Genomic DNA, 16685 nt, shown 5'->3' with positions numbered 1-16685 from the left:
GGAATGGGTCGGGGGGAATGAACACGGTTCTTGTCGGTGCCCAATGGGGGGACGAGGGAAAAGGAAAGATCATTGATTTCCTTACCGGAGGCGCCAACGTGGTCGTTCGTTGCCAAGGGGGAGACAACGCCGGCCATACGGTGAAGGTGGAGGGGGAAAAATTTGTTCTCCATCTGATTCCTTCGGGAATTCTTTGGAAGGAGAAGGAATGCGTCTTGGGCAATGGAATGGTCATCGATCCGATCTCGCTCGTAGACGAAATCGAGGGTCTGACCGCTCGCGGGATTGCGCCGGGGGGCAGGCTCTTCCTATCGGACTCCGCCCACTTGGTGCTGCCCTATCACCGGCGCATGGACGAGCAGTTGGAAAGCCTTCGGGGCAAGAAGAAGCTAGGGACGACAGGGCGCGGAGTCGGTCCGGCCTACGTCGACAAGGTGAATCGAACCGGGTTGCGCGTTCACGATCTCTTGGAGCCGAAGGAGCTTCGGAGCAAGCTCCAAGAAAGAATCGAAGAGAAAAATCGGCTGCTCTGCTTTCTGGGAGCCCAGCCGATCGACCCCGAAAATGTGATCCATCGCTGTTCGGAAGCAGCGGCTTTTCTCCGAGAGATGGTCGTGAACACGGCGATCTGGCTTGCCGATGCGATGCGGGACGGGAAAGACATGCTCTTTGAAAGCGCTCAAGGCACTTTTTTGGACATTGATTTCGGCACCTACCCCTATGTCACCTCCTCGAACACGACGGCGGGAGGCGCCGTCACGGGGACCGGGGTGCCCCCGCATCGCATCGACCGGGTCGTCGGCTGCCTCAAAGCCTACACGACCCGTGTGGGTGCCGGGCCGATGCCGGTGGAATCGGGCGAGTTGGCGGCGCTGCTGCATCAGAGCGGACGGGAGTTCGGGGCCACCACAGGGCGAGCTCGGCGATGCGGTTGGTTTGATGGGGTGATGAGCCGCTACTCCTGTTTGATCAATGGCTTCGACGAGCTTGCCGTGACCAATCTGGACGGCCTGGACACGCTCTCAACGATCCCCGTTTGCATTGCGTACGAGTGGCGAGGTCGACGCCTCTCGCATCCACCGACGTCCCCGGCGCAGTGGCAGGAATGCAAGCCGGTCTATAAGGAGTTTCCAGGGTGGCGACAGCCGACGTCCGATGTCCGGCGCTTCGCCGATCTGCCGAATCTCGCCAAACAATATCTGGATGCACTCTCCGAGTTGACGGGATCCCCCGTCCGCTTGGTCTCCGTGGGAGCGGGAAGGGAGCAGACGTTCCTTGTCGACTAGAAAGACCAGGTCGAACGAGGGTTCGAGTGCCCCGACCCACGTGGCCATCATCATGGACGGAAACGGTCGATGGGCTCGCGCTCGGAATCTTCCACGCATCGAAGGGCATCGAGCCGGCTTCGAGGCGGCTCGGGAAGTCGTGCGCACCGCAGGGGAAATCGGGGTGGACTTCCTGACCCTCTATGCGTTCTCGGTAGAGAACTGGAAGAGGCCGATCCAGGAGGTGAACGCCTTGATGGAGCTGCTGAACAGTTTTGTGGAGGAAACGGAAGCCGATCTGGTCGCCAACGAGGTGCGCCTGAAAGTGATTGGCAGAATTGCCGATCTTCCGTCGGCTTTACGGGAAAAGATCGATGCGTTGATCCTCCGGACATCTCAACATCGCAAGCTTACCCTGTCGCTTGCGCTCAGCTACAGTGGCCGGATCGAGATCCTGACGGCGGTTCAGCGTCTGGCTTGCGACGTTTTGAATGGTCGCCTGCGGGCGGAGGAGATCGATGAGACCGCTTTCCGTCATTATCTCTACACTGGGGAGGACCCCGACCCTGACTTGCTGATTCGAACCAGCGGGGAGATGAGGCTCAGCAATTTTCTCTTGTGGCAGATCTCCTACTCCGAGATCTACTTCACCGACGTTCTCTGGCCGGACTTTCGACGAGAGGCATTCTTACGGGCCGTGGAAGAGTATGGGAGAAGACAGCGACGGTTTGGCCGGCTCGAGAGGGAGGAGTTCGAATGAACAAGGGACCAAGCTGGCTTGCCAGGACGGGGTCGTCGGCCGTCCTCTGGAGCGTCGTTCTCGCCGTGCTCCTCTTTGGATGGAGGACAGGGGAGATCCTGGCAGTAGCAATTTTTTCGGCCGCCGCGCAATGGGAGTTTTACCGCATGCAAGAGGGGAAGGGCGCGGTCATCTTCAAAGGCCTGGGGATCGGATTGGGCCTCATGGTTTACGCAATTTTGTGGTTTTCCTCGGTTGCCTGGCCGGAGACGGGCCAGGCGGCTCGGCTATGGGACGAGGCTCTCTTCGTTTTGACGGTGATCGTGCTCCTTTTCCGAGTGGTCCTTGGTTCTCAGGGAACTCTCTTGCCGCTGGAGGCAGCGGGACTGACGCTCTTGGGCGTCATCTACATTCCCTTCCTTCTCAGCTTCTTGTGCCGGATTGCCATTGAGCCGAACAACTACTCCGATCCGCGCGTCGCGGTTCTCTTCGTGATCGTGGTGACCAAGCTAGGCGATACTGGAGCCTTCGTGGCAGGATCGCTCCTTGGGAAGAACCGACTGCTGCCTCGGATCAGCCCGAAAAAAACATGGGAGGGTTTTATGGGAGGGCTTGCCGCCGCGCTTCTGACGAGCCTAGTCATTGTTTTTTTCTGCCGCAATGGTCTTCCGCGATTTCGCCTGCTGGATACCGTGCTTTTGGGCTTGGGACTCGGGTCCTTGGGTGTCTGCGGCGATCTGGCGAAAAGCGCGGCAAAACGAGACGCACATGTGAAGGATTCGGGCCAGTGGATCCCGGGAATTGGTGGAGCGCTAGACCTTGTCGACAGCTTGCTCTTTACGGCACCCGCCTTCTACTTTTATGGATTGGCGCGGTTTGGCGTGTCCGCGATTCCGTGAATTCCCCGCCAAAGCGGGTAGAGAGCCGTCCAGAGATCGAGAGAAGTGGAAAAGAACCAAGAGATGCTTCCTCCTGCCATTCGAGATGCGCTGCCGCTTCTGACGATTCTGGCTGCGGCCACGGTTTTCTTTCTCATCCTTCCTTTCCGGTGGAGTCGTCTTTTCGGAACGCTGCTTCTTCTTTTGCTCGGGTTTGTGGTTTTCTTCTTCCGAGATCCGGATCGCCGGACGAGTCAGGATCCCAACGCGATTGTCGCGCCGGCGGACGGCAAGGTCGTCCTGGTGGATCTCGTCCGGGAAAGTCCGTTTTCGTCCCGACCCATGCACCGCATCGCGATTTTTCTCTCGGTGTTCGACGTGCATGTCAATCGCGCCCCGGTGGCGGGTACCGTGTCGAAGATTGAGCATGTTCGCGGAAGCTTTTTGGACGCCCGCCGGAAGGAGGCGGCGGAGCGCAATGAGAGGCAAGATTGGTGGATCGAGAGCCCGCGCGGGACGGTGGGAATGCGCCAGATTGCCGGTCTGGTCGCCCGTCGAATCGTCTGCTGGGTCGGAACGGGAACGTCATTGCGCGCAGGGGAGAGAATCGGAATGATCCGGTTCGGGTCCCGCACGGAACTCTACTTGCCGGAGCAGTGCGACATCCTCGTCGAACCGGGAAGAATCGTCCATGCAGGAGAGACCGTTGTAGGCCGGTGGCCGTGAAAGAGCACGAGAACCAGGGCAAAATCTACCTGCTGCCAAGCCTCATGACCGCAGGGAACCTGCTTTGTGGATTTCTTGCGATTCTTAAGATCTTGGAAGGAAGCATCCTGCGCGATAGCGAGCTTTCCGGCTGGATCCACACGTACAAGACTAGCCTGGATTTTATCTTGGCCGCCTTCGTCTTCGACCTGCTGGATGGGCGGGTGGCTCGTCTCGGCGGCAAGGAGAGTGCATTTGGGCGCGAGTTCGATTCCCTGGCCGATCTCATATCCTTTGGGGTCGCTCCGGCTCTGCTGGTCTTTGAGATCGTCCTCTACCAGTTTCCGCACCGGCTTGGATGGATCGTGGCGGCCACCTACCTCGTGTGTGGCGCGCTCCGCTTGGCCCGCTTCAACGTCTATGCCGCCCGAGCCGAGGAGAGCAAAGAGATATTCACCGGCTTTCCGATCCCTGCCGCAGCGGGACTGGTCTCCTCTCTGACGCTCTTCCTGCTCTCCCTCTACGAGACCGATCGAGAGCTGAAACAAGGATGGGGCCGCTTTCTCTTGGTGGCCCTTCTCCTCCTTCTCTCCTTCATGATGTTCAGCAAGCTCCACTACCCGAGCTTCAAGGGAGTCGGGTTGCGAACCCAGCATTCCATACCCAAATTTCTGCTGGTTCTGGCGGCGGTCGCCCTGACGGTCGTCTATTACAAGTGGATGCTGGCCGTCGACTTTCTCGCCTACTTTCTCTTCGGCTTCATTCGCCCGCTCCTTTCCCCACACTGGCGGCGAGCTCTTGAGGAGGAGGAAACCGACGAGAGGGATGTGCAACCGGAATGAAGCCAATGGGCAGAGCTGGATTCGAACCAGCGAAGGCCGGAGCCAGCAGATTTACAGTCTGCCCCGTTTAACCACTTCGGTATCTGCCCGTCTTGCCGAGAAAACGTTTTCCGGAGGTCCTCTTCGTTTTCGAACAGTAGGAGATGAGGAAATCACCTTGGCCGCTGCTTGGCAAGGAGGAAAGGCGGTTCTTGGGACCGGAGAGCCGGCACGGATCGCGACGTCATGACTTTTTGAGGCTACGGGCGGTTGACAAGGATGCCAAAAGACTTAGCTTTGCCTTCTGTGTACGGAAGGACCTTCTCTTGAGCTGCCGCGACCGCGACTTCCGCTCGGCGGGCAAAGGCTTCTGGGCCGACATTCCGGATGAGCAGTGGAACGACTGGCGATGGCAGCTTCGCCACCGGCTCGCCTCGCTCGAGGAGATCGCTGGCCATCTGAGGCTGACGGATTCGGAAAGAGGAGGAATCTTGCTCGCTTCCTCCAGAAAGCTCGCGCTTGCGATCACTCCGTACTTCTTTACGCTTCTCTCTCCGGACGACCCCGATTGTCCCATCCGGCGGCAGGTGATCCCGCGGAGCGAAGAACTGCTTCGCGCCCCCTATGAGATGAGCGATCCCTGCGGCGAGGATGGGAACATGGTCGCGCCAGGGCTTGTCCACCGCTATCCCGATCGGGTTCTTTTCCTAGTGACCGATCGCTGCGCCAGCTACTGCCGCTACTGTACCCGATCGCGGATCGTGAGCGGGGTGGGAGAGCAGCATCTGGCAGTGGACATGGATCGCGCCCTAGCTTACCTCTGGGAGCATCGGGAGGTGAGAGATGTTCTGCTTTCCGGAGGAGACCCGCTGCTTCTTTCCGATGGCCGCTTACGGGAGCTTCTGGGCCGCCTGCGAGAGATCCCCCACATCGAGATCGTGCGCATCGGTACTCGGGTCCCGATCTTTCTCCCGCAGCGCCTGACAAGTGATCTCTGCGAGCTCTTGCGGACTTTTCATCCTCTTTGGATCAACATTCACGCCAATCATGCCGCGGAGTTGACCGCGGAGGTCAGGGATGCTCTCGGGCGATTGGCGGATGCGGGGATTCCTCTGGGAAATCAGTCCGTTCTCTTGCGTGGGATCAACGATTCGGTGGGTGCCGTCCGCGATCTCGTCCACAAATTGGTTCGGGCGAGGGTCCGCCCCTATTATCTCTATCAGTGCGATCTGATCGAAGGCACGGATCACTTCCGCGTACCGATCGAGGAGGGGATCCGGATCATGCGGGAGCTTCGGGGATACACGACCGGTTTCGCCGTCCCTCAGTACGTCGTGGACGGACCGGGCGGCGGCGGAAAGATTCCGCTGAATCCCGAGTACATCGTCGGGGAAGAAGGAGGGCAGATCCTCCTTCACAATTTCCTGGGGAAGCTCTACCGGTATCCATCTCCTCCTTCCTCCCCGGAAGGAGCGGAAAGGACTCCTCGGGAACGGGCTTCCTGAGGCGCACCTCCCTGGTCAGGAGTCAAAGAAAGTCGTGCCCATCGGTTCGCTGCCCGTTCCTCCTCCATTCTCCCCAGGGATTTGCGGGCGAGTTCTCCTTCAGCAGCAGGGGACTCATCGTTGCCTTCATGGGCACCCTTGGATCTATCGGAGCGAAGTGGCGCAAGTCGAGGGCGATCCCCAAGATGGAGACTGCGTCGAGGCGAGGGGCGCCCGCGGCGATCGGATCGGCTGCGGGATCTGGAGCGGCTGCTCCCAGATCGCGGTCCGGCTCTATTCGCGCAGGGAGGAGGTCCTCGACTCCACCTTTCTTTCCCGGCAACTCGACCAGGCGCTTGCCTATCGGAATGCCCTTGGCCTCCTGAAGCCTCACGATGCGGATGCGGTGCGACTGGTCTGGTCGGAGTCGGACGGGCTTCCCGGACTCGTCGCCGATCGCTACCAGGATTGGATGGTCGTGCAGTTTCTCACCTCTGGCATGGAGAGACGGAGCCGGGAGATCGTCTCCCTGCTTCGGGAAAAAACAGGGCTCTCCCAGGTCGTTCTTCGCAATGACGCGCCCGTGCGGCTTCAAGAAAAGTTGCCGCTCGAGAAGAAGGTCCTCTTCGGCAGCTACCATGATCCACTCTGGATCCGGCAAAACGGAGTTCTGCTGCCCGCTCGCCTTCTGGAGGGGCAAAAGACAGGGCTCTACTTGGATCAGGGCGCCAACTATCGGGAAGTCCGCTCTCTTGCTTCCGGCCGGCGCGTGCTCGATCTCTTCAGTTACCAGGGAGCCTTCTCCCTTTTCTGCTCGGCGGCCGGCGCGAGTTCCTGCACGGCGGTCGATCAGTCGGCCACCGCCCTTCAGTCCGGCCGGGCTGCGGCGGAAAAGGCGGGCGCCGCGATCAATTGGGTGGAGGAGAATGTCTTCGACTGGCTCCGAAGAGCGCAGCAGGAGAAGCAGCAATATGATCTGATCATCCTCGATCCCCCATCGTTCACGAAGACAAAGGCCCAGCGCGCCGCCGCCCTCCGGGGCTATCACGAGCTCCACCTGAGGGCGCTGCGGTTGCTCGCCTCGGGCGGACTCCTGGCCAGCTTTTGCTGCTCGCACCACTTTGGGCTCGGCGAGTGGAAGGAGCTGATCGGCCGGGCTTCCTGGGAGGCGAATGTGACCCTGCGCCTTCGGAAGACTCTCGGTCAGTCCTTGGACCACCCGATTCTTCCCACGATTCCGGAAACCGAATATCTCAAGGGGTGCCTCGTGGAGAGGGAGTAGGGAGCCGTTGGTTCTCCAAACGGAAAGAGGCGGAGAGCCCGGAGGCGGCGGATGGGCCGATCCGAAGCTCGAAATCGCCCGCCTCCTTCCTGAGTTCCCCATCCGGCCCGACGAACGCGAGCGCTTCGGAAGGGAGCGAGAAACGCACGCGACGCTCCTCACCCGGTTCGAGAAAGACGCGCTGGAAGCCTTTGAGCTCGGCAATCGGGCGGGTCAGGCTTGCCGCCGGATCCCGCAGGTAGAGCTGGACCGTTTCCGCGCCGGCCCGCGGGCCGGTATTGGCGAGGAGCACGCTCGCTTCCACCGATTGTCCGTGGCCGATGACCGCGGGCGCCACCTGGATATCCCGATAGGCGAAACGGGTGTAGGCGAGGCCGTATCCAAAAGGGAAGAGCGGGGTTTCGGGGAGGTCGATGTATCCGGAAACATCCCGACCGCTTCCCGGGGGGCGCCCTGTATTCGTGTGGCCATAATAGATCGGGATCTGGCCGACGGCACGCGGGATGGTGACCGGGAGCCGGCCGACCGGGCTGGAAAGGCCGAAGAGGATATCGGCGACGGCGTTTCCCGATTCCACGCCGAGGAACCAGGCGGCCAGAACCGCCGGGACATGTTCGGCGATCCACGGCAGCGCCAAGGGCCGCCCGCTGCTGAGGATCGCTACGACCGGCCTGCCGGTCTCGACAAGGGCGCGGACGAGCTCCTCCTGCCGCCCCGGCAGGCCGAGGTCGGCTCGCGAGGCGGCTTCCCCGCTCATTCGCGCCTGCTCTCCGACCACCGCCACGACGATGTCCGCCGACTCGGCGAGACGGGCGGCGCCGGCGAAACCGGCGGTTGACGGGTCGTCGGCCGAGCAGCCAGGAGCAAAGAGCACGCGCGTGGCCGCTGGAGCGCGGCTGCGGATGCCTTCCAGGACCGTGACGACGTCCTCTTCGCGGCCGATTCCGGGCCAGGGTCCCAAGGCGTTCCGACGGTCATCGGCGAGGGGACCGATGACGGCGATCGACCGGACGCGGGGGGAAAGCGGGAGGATCTCGCGTTGATTCCGGAGAAGGACGATCCCTTCCCGAGCCGCTCGGAGGGCAAGCCCACGGGACGTTGCCGGGAGCGGGTCGACCCACGGTGGTACCTGCGGCTCCGCGGGGCTGCTCCAAAGGCCTAGCTTGGCCTTGAGCGCGAGGACCCGCTCGACCGCTTGATCCAGGAGCGCTTCCGGGACCTTACCCGCCCGGACGAGGCCGGGCAGCTTTGCGGCAAAGAGACCGCTCGCCATGTCGACGTCCACCCCTGCCTTCATGGCGAGTCGGGCCGCGTCCTCCGCGTCAGCAGCGACTCCGTGGACCAGCAGCTCGCCGACGGCGTTCCAGTCGCTCACCACGACACCCCGGAAGTCGAGCTTCTGGCGCAGGAGAGTTCGGAGAAGGAAGGGGTTGGCCGCCACCGGCAGCCCGTTGACGCTCGGGAAGGCCGTCATCACCGAAGCCGCCCCGGCGTGAACCGCGGCGGTAAACGGGGGAAGGTAGACCTCGAGAAGCTTTCCAAGGGAGAGGTCGACGGCGGCATAATCGCGCCCTCCCTCCCCCGCGCCGTAGGCGACGAAGTGCTTCGGGCAGGCGGCCAGCCGGTCTCTCGAGGCAAGATCGTCTCCCTGGAAGCCGCGGACCCAAGCCGAGGCAAGCTCCGAGGCCAGAAAGGGATCTTCTCCCGGGCCTTCGGCGATGCGGCCCCAGCGCGGGTCCCGGCAGACGTCGAGCATGGGTGCGAAGGTCCAATGGATGCCGGCGGACCGCCCCTCCCAGGCGGAGAGTCCGGCAACCTCCTCTACGAGGGGAGGATTCCAGGTGGCGGCCAGCGCTAGGGGAATGGGGAAGATCGTGCGGAAGCCATGCAGGATATCGAAGGCGAAGAGCAGCGGGATGCCGAGGCGGGATTCTTTCCGGGCCAGGCGCTGGGCCTCAGCCATCCCCATCGGATCCTGCCAGTTCAGGAAGCTGCCCACCCTTCCTTCCCGGACCCGGCGCTTCTCTTCGGTGGAGAGCCGGCCGGCCGCTTGCGCCGGTGCCTCCTGGACCAGTTGCCCCACTTTCTCTTCGATCGTCATGCGGGAAAGAAGCTCCCGCGGACTAGGAGGCGAGGGTCGGGAATCCATGGCAAGGAGAAGAAAGAGGAGAAGAGCTGGCGGCGCAAGGATAGCGAGCCGGATCATTTTCTTCTTGCCGGCGGCCTCTTTCCTGTCATCTCCATGGGAGCGCAGTCGGTTGGACAATTCGGCATGACCCGATGGCACTCCTTTCCCGAAAGACGTTCAAGATCCATCTGGTTTTCGGAACGGTGGCGCTGCTTCTCTTTCTCTTCATCGTGCGGGAGACCCGCTACCGCCCGCCGCTGCGCTTCGAGGATGTGATCGAGGAGGCCCGGGAAAAGTCCTCGGAGCCCTATGCCGCGGCAACCGTGCCGGCCTTCCTGGCAACGTTGAACTTCGACCAGTACCGGCAGATCCGCTGGCGCGACGAGGATCTCCTCTGGCGCGACGCAGCCCTCCCGTTCCAGATCGGTTTTTTTCATCCGGGCTACCTCTTCAACCAACCGATCCGCTGTTTCCAGGTCGATCGGAAGGGAGTGCAGCCGATCCCCTATCTGCCGCGCTTCTTTGATTTCGGCGGAGCGATGCCCATCCAGAAACTGCCTCCCAACCTGGGATACGCCGGGTTTCGCATCTACTATCCCCTGGAGAGGCGGGACCAACTGGCCGAAGTCGCTTCCTTCCTGGGGGCGAGCTACTTCCGGATGGTCGGAAAGAACATGGCGTTCGGCCTTTCGGCTCGAGGGCTAGCGATCGATACAACGGCGAAGCGCCGCGAGGAGTTTCCTTCCTTCACCCGCTTCTGGTTCTGTGAGCCTTCGCCGAGCGCCCGCGTCCTGCTCTTCTATGCTCTGCTGGACGGACCCTCGGTCACCGGAGCCTACCGGTTCGATCTCGAGCCGGGGGCCGAGACCCTCCTTCGCGTTCGGGCGGTGATCTTCCTCCGACGCGAGCGTGAGGAGATCGGGCTGGCTCCCTTGACGAGCATGTTCTGGTACGGGGAGAATACCGAGATCCCCGCCGGCAACCGGCACCCCGAGGTTCACGATTCAGACGGGCTGCTTTTTCGGTTGGGGGAGGAGCGCTGGTGCTGGCGCCCGCTCGAGTCGGGCAAGGGGCGGCGGGTGAGCGACTTTCCGGCAGGCGACCTTCGCGGTTTCGGGCTCCTCCAGCGCGACCGGGAGTTTGCCCATTACGACGACCTCGACATGGTGTACGACCGCAGGCCGAGCTGTTGGGTGGAGCCCGGAGGAGGCTGGCCTGCCGGGAAAATCCGACTGGTCGAACTTTCGACCGTCGATGCGAACCTGGACAATGTGGTCGCCTACTTTGTGCCCGAGAAGCAGCCGCAGCCCGGCGAGCCGCTCGCGGTGGAATACACCCTTCACTGGTTCTTGGACAATCTGCAGCTTCCCCCTCTCGGCCGCTGCCTGGCTACCCGGGTGGAGAGACTACCTGGAGAGGCTCTCCGCCGCTTCATTCTCGATTTTGGGGGAAACCGGCTCCGGTCCCTGGGAGAGGACGCTCCGCTGCGCGCCCTGGTGGAAAGCGAACCTCCGGCGGCAATCGGAGAGATTCATGTCGTGAAAAATCCGGTCGACCAGTCCTGGAGGGTAACCTTTACGGCCGGGCCGGCCGCCCCATCCTCGACACCCACGCAGCTCCGCTGCCGGCTCGAACTCGAGCAGGAGGCGCTCACCGAAACGTGGACCTACCCCTTCTATCCCTGAACGCCGAGGCGGCGGATTGGGCGAAGCTTCCGGCCGAATCCCTCGCCGATTGGCGGGAGGCGGCCGCACGCCTCGATGCCTACCTGGCGCGCTGGAAGGTTGCGGATCCGTTCTATCAGCGGCTCATCGGAACGAGCCTCTTGGCACTCGCGATCCGGGAGCAGGAGAGGAATCCGGGCCGTCCGCCCGTCGAGCTCACCCTGAAGCTCGCGCAGGAGAAGGTGACGGAGTGGCTCGAAGCGCTCCCCTTGGCGCCGGAGGCGGGAAGTTCGGGTCGCGCGGCCGTTGCCGCCTTGGGCCTCGCGCGGATCGGAGGCTTGGACCGGTGGCCGCGCGCCTTCCTTTCCAAGGAGACTCCTCCGGAGCTTGTCGAAGGGTTGCGCGAATCTGCCTTTCAGGCTGGGCCTGCGCTCCAGGTTTCCCACATGGTTTCGAGGCCGATCGACTACGGCCCCTTCGCGCGGCTGGCCCGGGAAGCGTGGGAGCAGGTGGGCTGGAGAGAGGTGGGTGCGATCCTCGTTTTCTGGATCGGTGTCTTCGGCTTGGCCTGCGCGGTCTACTTTCTCTTCTTCTTGCCATGAACGACCTGCCTACCGGCTCTCCTCCTCCGACCGTGCTCCTTCCCCGGGATATCCTGCCCCTGCGGCGGTCCCTCTTCTTCGGCATCTTCCTCCTGCTGGTCGGCGTCGGCGCCTGGCTCATGGTCGAAGCCCTGGGAGCGCCCGGCTTCGGGGTTCGGCATCTTGTTCTCTTGTGGCTCTTCGTCTTCCTCTTTTCGCAGATCGTCTTCGGCTGCTGCCTGGCTCTCTTCGGTTTTCTCGAGTGGACGAGGGGCGGGGACCCCTATGAGGCCTCCCGGCTCTTCGTGGCAGGAGTGGATGGAGGCGAGCCGACCTCGCCGGCCACCGCGATCGTGATGCCGATCTGCGACGAACCGGTCGCCCGCGTCTTCGGCGCCATCCGGAACATGTGGCGTTCGCTCGCTGTGACCGGCCGAAGCGGGGGCTTCGACTTCTTCGTGCTGAGCGACTCGAGGAGCCCAGCCGTCTGGGCCGCCGAGGAACAGTCCTGGTTTGCCCTCTGCAAGGAGGAGAACGCCTTCGGGAGGATCTTCTATCGGAAGCGGCGGCTTTCGACGCACGGGAAGAGCGGGAACGTTGCCGACTTCTGCCGGCGATGGGGGAGCCGGTACCGGTACATGGTCGTCCTTGATGCCGACAGCGTTCTTTCCGGCAAGCTGCTGACCTGGCTGGTCGAGGCTATGGAGGCCAATCCGAAGGCGGGAATCATCCAGACGATGCCCCGGTTGGTTCGGGGTCGGACGCTTTTCCGTCGGCTGCAGCAGTTTTCGGCCTCCCTGACGGGCCCGCTCTTCGCCGCAGGCTCCCACTACTGGCACTTTGCCGCAGGGCCCTACTGGGGGCACAACGCCATCCTTCGGCTCGCTCCCTTCCTGGCGTCGTGCGCGCTGCCGGATCTTCCCGGCCCGGGGAGGCTCCGGCTGCACATCATGAGCCACGACACCGTGGAAGCGGCCCTCATGCGAAAGGCAGGGTACCAGTCCTGGCTCGCCTATGCTCCAGATGGCTCCTATGAGGAAGGACCTCCGAATCTGACGGAAAGCCTGGGCCGGGACCGGCGCTGGTGTCAGGGGAATCTCCAGCACTTCTGGTTCCTTTTTGTGCCGGGGCTCCGCTTCTCGAGCCGGCTCCACGTCTACGCAGGGCTCCTTTCCTACCTGAGCTCCCCGCTCTGGCTCCTCTTTCTCGGGCTGACGACCTGGGAAGCCTACGACGTGGAGCGCTTCGCCGCCTTGGGCGCGCTGGTGCGCCGCTCCGGCAGCCTTGCCGACCGGGCGACCGCCGAGCTCCTGGGGCTTACCCTGATTCTCCTCTTCTTGCCCAAGCTCTTCGGCCTCGTCCGCGGGCTCTTCGAAAGAAGGGGCTTCGGCGGGTTCCTCCGCCTGACCGCAAGCGCCTTCCTGGAGCTCTGCTTCTCGGCGCTCCTTGCTCCGATCCTGATGCTCTTTTACACCCGGTTCGTGCTCCTCGCGAGCCTCGGGCGGCAGATTCCGTGGCGGATACAGAGCCGTACCGAGGAAGGGGCTCTGCCCCTCCGAGCGGTGCTGCGGGACTACAGTGTGATCACCCTGGCCGGAGGGCTTGGGCTGGGCCTGGTGGCCTGGGAAATGCCGTTTTTCTTCTGGCCTCTCTTTCCCATTCTCTTCTCCTGGCTCTGCGCCGTCCCTCTGGCATGGCTGACAAGCGGGGCCCGTCTGGGAGATCTGACCCGGAGGGCGGGGCTTTTCCTTACGCCGGAGGAGGAGCATCCCGCGCCGGAGCTCGCCGGGCTCGACCGCCGGGGAAACGAAGCGGATCCGCTCCAGCTTTCCCAGGGGCTTCTCGCGCTTGTGGCCGATCCCTATGCCAATGCCCTTCACCTGGCGCTCCTGCGGAGGCGGGAGGCGCGGTCGGGCCGGGCGCGGGAGACATTGGAAGCTCTGGAGGCGCGGTTCTTGCAAGAAGGCCCGGGCTCCCTGAGCGCCCGCGAGCTCGCCACCGTCCTATCGGATCCGGCCTCCGTGCGCTCCCTTCACGTCAATCTCTGGTCGCGGTCTCGCAGCCGCCTCCACCGCTTCTGGGAGGCCGCCTTCGCCCCGCCTCCGACTTAGGACGAGACGAGTGACAGGCAGGAGTTAGGAGCAAAGATGCGTGCGGCAACGCGGATGGAGGCCCGCTTTACGAGCACGTCCTTGGCGCGGTAGAAATCGGCGATGATCCCAGCGGCGCGGGTATCTCCTCGCCCAGCGTACGTCAACCCTCTTGCAAAATTGTTATTGACGGGGCCCAAAGAAAATACCATCGTGTACGGCAAATCGCTCGGAAGTAGGCGAGTTTTCCGACGCGAGGCCGTAGGTGGGATTGCCACCGGCCGAACCGAAGGAAAAAGGGAAAGAAGGAGGAAAGAATTGTGAAGCGACGAACATGGAAAGCAGCAGCCCTCCTCGCGGGGGTGGGTTGCGTGATGATGTTGGGGGCTTTGCCGTTACGTGCGGGAACGGCCGCCACCCAGGAGAACGAGGAAGACGGGGTGACCGTGCCGCAGGGCCACAAAGAGGCCTACGAAGCTGCGAAGGAGCAGATGAAAGAGGCTCCGCAGGAGAAGCACTCCTCCGGAAGCTGGTTCTTGGCCGGTGCTGCGGGCATGGGGTGGGCGCAGTTTGATAATGGTTCGTTCGGAAACTCCTCGCTCAGCGGAAGTCAGAATGAAACCTTTACCGGCGGCGTGGACTTCGGCTACTACTGGCACGACCCCGACAAGTGGGGCAACCTGAGCTTCACTGCGGAATCGATCGGCCTGTATACCGGCTCTACGACAAGCTTGGGGGGTGCGGGTTCCGGCGCGACCATCGGTCTCCTCGGTCTCGGTGGAACGCTCGGCTACCGGATCGCCAAGTCCTTTGAGCCCTTCATCGGGTTCTATGGCGGTGGCTCAATCGGCCAATTTAGTGTGAGTGGTGGTCCAAGCGGCGGGGGTAGCCTCGGGAATGTTTGGGGCTACTGGTTCTCCCCGGCGCTCGGCATGCGGTACTTCATTCCGAACAGCCACTGGTTCATTGGTGCGGAGGCGCTCTTCGTCTTCCTGGGCGATATGAACGGCTTCAACAAGGGCCCCGCTGTGAATGCTAATGTGAACGTGAGCGGCAGCTCCTACCTGTACGAGCCTATCGTGATGATGACGATCGGCTACGCGTTCTAAGCGAAAAGAGTGTCAGGGCCTCGCCCGTCCGGGCGAAGGCGAGAAAAGGGTGGCGGACGCTTCGTGCGTCTGCCGCTCTTTCCTGTGTTCAAAACCGGCCGCCTCCAACGGCGGGGAGAGCCGCGCTCCGGGATGCCTCACCACCCGGAAGCTCTCAGAGTGCTTGCGCTTTCCGGGGGGCTACGTTTAGGTTAAGCGCCATGGGCGGCCATTGGCAGGCCCTTCGGCCAAACGGGCGGCGTTTCGATTGCGGGCGACAGACACCGGGGAGGCTCGCCTCTCGGACCGGGTGGGTGCTCGCACTCGCCTTGTTTCTTATTGCCTGGGAACGGGCGACCGGAGCGAATTCTTCCCGGACCAGTGGAGCCATCGCAGCGCGGGACGCCTTCGGCCGCGAGGTGGTGCTCAACGCCCCCGGCTATGTAACCGTCGTGCTGAGCTCGACCGAGAAGACGCAACAGGCGACGAGAAGGGCGGCGGGGGCGCTCGACCATTTTCAGACGACGCCGGACTTTCGGTTGATCGTGCTGGTCGACCTGCACGGTTCGGTTGCCGCCTGGATGCCGGGTTATGTGTCGCACCGGCTGCAGGCGGATCTTCGACGAGAGGCGGCTCGGATGCAGATGTTATCCACAAAGGACGCGAATCATCCCGGCTGGCATCCCTTCGTCTGCGCCATCCCGGATTTCAACGGCAGGACGGTCCGGAGCCTTGGTTGGCGGGCGGATCGGGGTCGCCTCCGGGCGACCGTCTACGACCGTCACGGAATGGAGCTGGCCAAGTGGCATAACCTCGAGCCCAAGGAGTATGGCGCGGTAGAAGCGCTGGTGGGCCGCGCGCTGCGCCGAGAGGGTTGACAGGCGTGGGGCTCTTTCCCTTACTGTCTCGGAATGCGAATGAAGAGGGGGTCGTCGGCTGCGGCATGGCTTGGCCTGCATTTCTGGGAGCCGTAGCCTGCAAGTCTCGCAAGCTCTCGCGAACCTGAATCCGACCGCCGATGAGCGTCTCTCGTCGACTCCTATGGGCATTTGGCCTCTGCTGCGTCGTTGTTGCTGGGGCGGCGCCGATTTTGGCGCAAGCGCGGAATGCGGCGGAAGCAGAAGAGGACGGGATCTTCGTCCGAGAGCCGCAAAAGGGGACCAGGCCTCCGGTTCTCTCCGGCCTCGGAAGTGAGCCCGCACCCGCCCGCCACCGCTCCGGCAGCTGGTTCCTCAGCGTAGGGACCGGAACGGCCTTTCCGCAATATGACCGCGGGGAAATCGTGAATGACCGTACCGGTGGCGTCGAGGCCGCCGCGGGGAACAGCAACTTCGCGGTGAACTCGGCACTCTCTTTCGGGTACCGCTGGTTTGATCCGGAACGCTGGAGTCACTGGTCCTTCGACCTCGACTTCTTCGGCTCGTACATGGGAGTCGGCGTTTCCGGCTTGGGGGTGAGCGATCACGAGAATCTCGGCTTCCTGGGCATGCGGGGACGAGTCGGCTACCGGGTGTGGCACGATCGGCTCGAACCCTTCATCGGCATGATCGGCGGGAGTGTCCTGGCCAATACCGCCTCAGGAGGGATCGATCATGGGGCGGTTTGGGGATACTGGTTTTCCCCCACCGGGGGCGCACGGTATTACATTCCCAACTCGCGCTGGTCGATCAGCCTCGACGGCTTCTTCCGGTTCATCGGTGGCGTGAACGGATTGAGCGGGCCAGGGGTGACCATCAACGAGACCCCGCATGCGGGGCTAGGCGGACGTTGGCTCTACGAACCAGTGGGCATCGTGGCGCTCGGTTATCGTTTCTGAATCGCTTCCGGCGCCCCATCGTCGTCGAGAAGTTGCGCGCCCACGAGCAACAAGAGCGGGGTAGGCGGCGCAAAGCTTGCCGTCGCGTGTGATCCGGCGATACAATGATGGGAAAGCGAGAAATCCTTCCCGCGTTGCTCTCGA

The 16685-nt window shown here is 62.9% G+C and carries 14 protein-coding genes and 1 tRNA gene; 13 read left to right on the top strand and 2 right to left on the bottom strand.

From position 1 onward, the window contains the following. Nucleotides 1-17 precede the first annotated feature (17 nt). Genes A37A_RS0105835 through pssA form a run of 5 tightly spaced genes read left to right on the top strand, consistent with a single transcriptional unit; the run spans nucleotide 18 to nucleotide 4429 of the window. Nucleotides 18-1286, top strand: a complete 1269-nt coding sequence (locus A37A_RS0105835; protein WP_018290585.1) for an adenylosuccinate synthase — start codon at nucleotides 18-20, stop codon at nucleotides 1284-1286. Beyond that, nucleotides 1276-2025 carry an isoprenyl transferase gene (locus tag A37A_RS0105830; protein ID WP_081616199.1) on the top strand — a complete coding sequence of 250 codons (750 nt, stop codon included), beginning with the start codon at nucleotides 1276-1278 and terminating at the stop codon, nucleotides 2023-2025. Before A37A_RS0105835 ends, A37A_RS0105830 begins: the two co-directional genes overlap by 11 nt. After that, nucleotides 2022-2903: a phosphatidate cytidylyltransferase gene (locus A37A_RS0105825; protein WP_018290583.1), complete on the top strand. Its 882-nt coding sequence runs from the start codon at nucleotides 2022-2024 to the stop codon at nucleotides 2901-2903. The genes A37A_RS0105830 and A37A_RS0105825 overlap by 4 nt, the downstream gene beginning before the upstream one ends. Nucleotides 2904-2948: 45 nt before the next feature. Beyond that, a complete protein-coding gene (locus tag A37A_RS0105820; RefSeq protein WP_018290582.1) occupies nucleotides 2949-3608 on the top strand; it encodes a phosphatidylserine decarboxylase family protein in 660 nt (219 codons plus the stop codon). Next, on the top strand, nucleotides 3605-4429 hold the full coding sequence (pssA, locus tag A37A_RS0105815; protein WP_231363781.1) for a CDP-diacylglycerol--serine O-phosphatidyltransferase: 825 nt from the start codon (nucleotides 3605-3607) through the stop codon (nucleotides 4427-4429). The genes A37A_RS0105820 and pssA overlap by 4 nt, the downstream gene beginning before the upstream one ends. 6 nt (nucleotides 4430-4435) lie before the next feature. Here pssA and A37A_RS0105810 read toward each other — a convergent pair. After that, a tRNA-Tyr gene (locus A37A_RS0105810) sits at nucleotides 4436-4518 on the bottom strand. 216 nt (nucleotides 4519-4734) lie between these two features. Here A37A_RS0105810 and A37A_RS0105805 point away from each other — a divergent pair. Both A37A_RS0105805 and A37A_RS0105800 read left to right on the top strand, forming a co-directional pair. Further along, on the top strand, nucleotides 4735-5913 hold the full coding sequence (locus tag A37A_RS0105805) for a KamA family radical SAM protein (protein WP_040888421.1): 1179 nt from the start codon (nucleotides 4735-4737) through the stop codon (nucleotides 5911-5913). 34 nt (nucleotides 5914-5947) lie between these two features. Then, nucleotides 5948-7174, top strand: coding sequence for a class I SAM-dependent rRNA methyltransferase (locus A37A_RS0105800; RefSeq protein ID WP_018290579.1), 1227 nt, complete (start codon nucleotides 5948-5950; stop codon nucleotides 7172-7174). Here the strand turns inward: A37A_RS0105800 and A37A_RS0105795 are convergent. Beyond that, nucleotides 7146-9380 carry a glycoside hydrolase family 3 N-terminal domain-containing protein gene (locus A37A_RS0105795; protein WP_196799513.1) on the bottom strand — a complete coding sequence of 745 codons (2235 nt, stop codon included), beginning with the start codon at nucleotides 9378-9380 and terminating at the stop codon, nucleotides 7146-7148. The genes A37A_RS0105800 and A37A_RS0105795 overlap by 29 nt on opposite strands. A 74-nt stretch (nucleotides 9381-9454) precedes the next feature. On the opposite strand from A37A_RS0105795, the gene A37A_RS16035 reads away from it, so the two are divergent. From A37A_RS16035 to A37A_RS0105760, 6 genes are all read left to right on the top strand, one after another. After that, entirely contained in the window at nucleotides 9455-10987 is a 1533-nt protein-coding gene (locus tag A37A_RS16035; RefSeq protein ID WP_018290577.1) for a glucan biosynthesis protein, read from the top strand. Further along, the gene (locus tag A37A_RS0105785; protein WP_018290576.1) at nucleotides 10963-11568 is read left to right on the top strand and encodes a hypothetical protein; all 606 of its coding nucleotides are present in this window, start codon (nucleotides 10963-10965) and stop codon (nucleotides 11566-11568) included. The genes A37A_RS16035 and A37A_RS0105785 overlap by 25 nt, the downstream gene beginning before the upstream one ends. Then, nucleotides 11565-13658 (top strand): glucans biosynthesis glucosyltransferase MdoH, encoded by a 2094-nt coding sequence (gene mdoH / locus A37A_RS16030; RefSeq protein ID WP_018290575.1) that lies wholly within the window; start codon nucleotides 11565-11567, stop codon nucleotides 13656-13658. Before A37A_RS0105785 ends, mdoH begins: the two co-directional genes overlap by 4 nt. A gap of 299 nt (nucleotides 13659-13957) precedes the next feature. Next, a complete protein-coding gene (locus tag A37A_RS0105770; RefSeq protein WP_155996491.1) occupies nucleotides 13958-14746 on the top strand; it encodes an outer membrane beta-barrel protein in 789 nt (262 codons plus the stop codon). A 200-nt stretch (nucleotides 14747-14946) separates the two neighbouring features. Further along, nucleotides 14947-15603, top strand: coding sequence for a hypothetical protein (locus A37A_RS0105765; RefSeq protein ID WP_018290571.1), 657 nt, complete (start codon nucleotides 14947-14949; stop codon nucleotides 15601-15603). 140 nt (nucleotides 15604-15743) lie between these two features. Beyond that, on the top strand, nucleotides 15744-16541 hold the full coding sequence (locus tag A37A_RS0105760) for a hypothetical protein (protein WP_018290570.1): 798 nt from the start codon (nucleotides 15744-15746) through the stop codon (nucleotides 16539-16541). Nucleotides 16542-16685: the final 144 nt, after the last annotated feature.

The organism is Verrucomicrobium sp. 3C (assembly GCF_000379365.1).
GTDB lineage: Bacteria > Verrucomicrobiota > Verrucomicrobiia > Methylacidiphilales > Methylacidiphilaceae > Methylacidimicrobium.
The sequence above is the reverse complement of the archived record's forward strand: the minus strand, read 5'-3'. Positions and strand labels throughout refer to the sequence as shown.

What these genes read in the sequence shown, in the direction of transcription:
- A37A_RS0105835 (WP_018290585.1), top strand. Translation starts at nt 18, where the DNA reads ATGAACACGGTTCTTGTCGGTGCCCAATGGGGGGACGAGGGAAAAGGA.
- A37A_RS0105825 (WP_018290583.1), top strand. Translation starts at nt 2,022, where the DNA reads ATGAACAAGGGACCAAGCTGGCTTGCCAGGACGGGGTCGTCGGCCGTC.
- A37A_RS0105795 (WP_196799513.1), bottom strand. Translation starts at nt 9,380, where the DNA reads ATGATCCGGCTCGCTATCCTTGCGCCGCCAGCTCTTCTCCTCTTTCTT.
- A37A_RS16035 (WP_018290577.1), top strand. Translation starts at nt 9,455, where the DNA reads ATGGCACTCCTTTCCCGAAAGACGTTCAAGATCCATCTGGTTTTCGGA.
- mdoH (WP_018290575.1), top strand. Translation starts at nt 11,565, where the DNA reads ATGAACGACCTGCCTACCGGCTCTCCTCCTCCGACCGTGCTCCTTCCC.
- A37A_RS0105765 (WP_018290571.1), top strand. Translation starts at nt 14,947, where the DNA reads ATGGGCGGCCATTGGCAGGCCCTTCGGCCAAACGGGCGGCGTTTCGAT.
- A37A_RS0105760 (WP_018290570.1), top strand. Translation starts at nt 15,744, where the DNA reads ATGAGCGTCTCTCGTCGACTCCTATGGGCATTTGGCCTCTGCTGCGTC.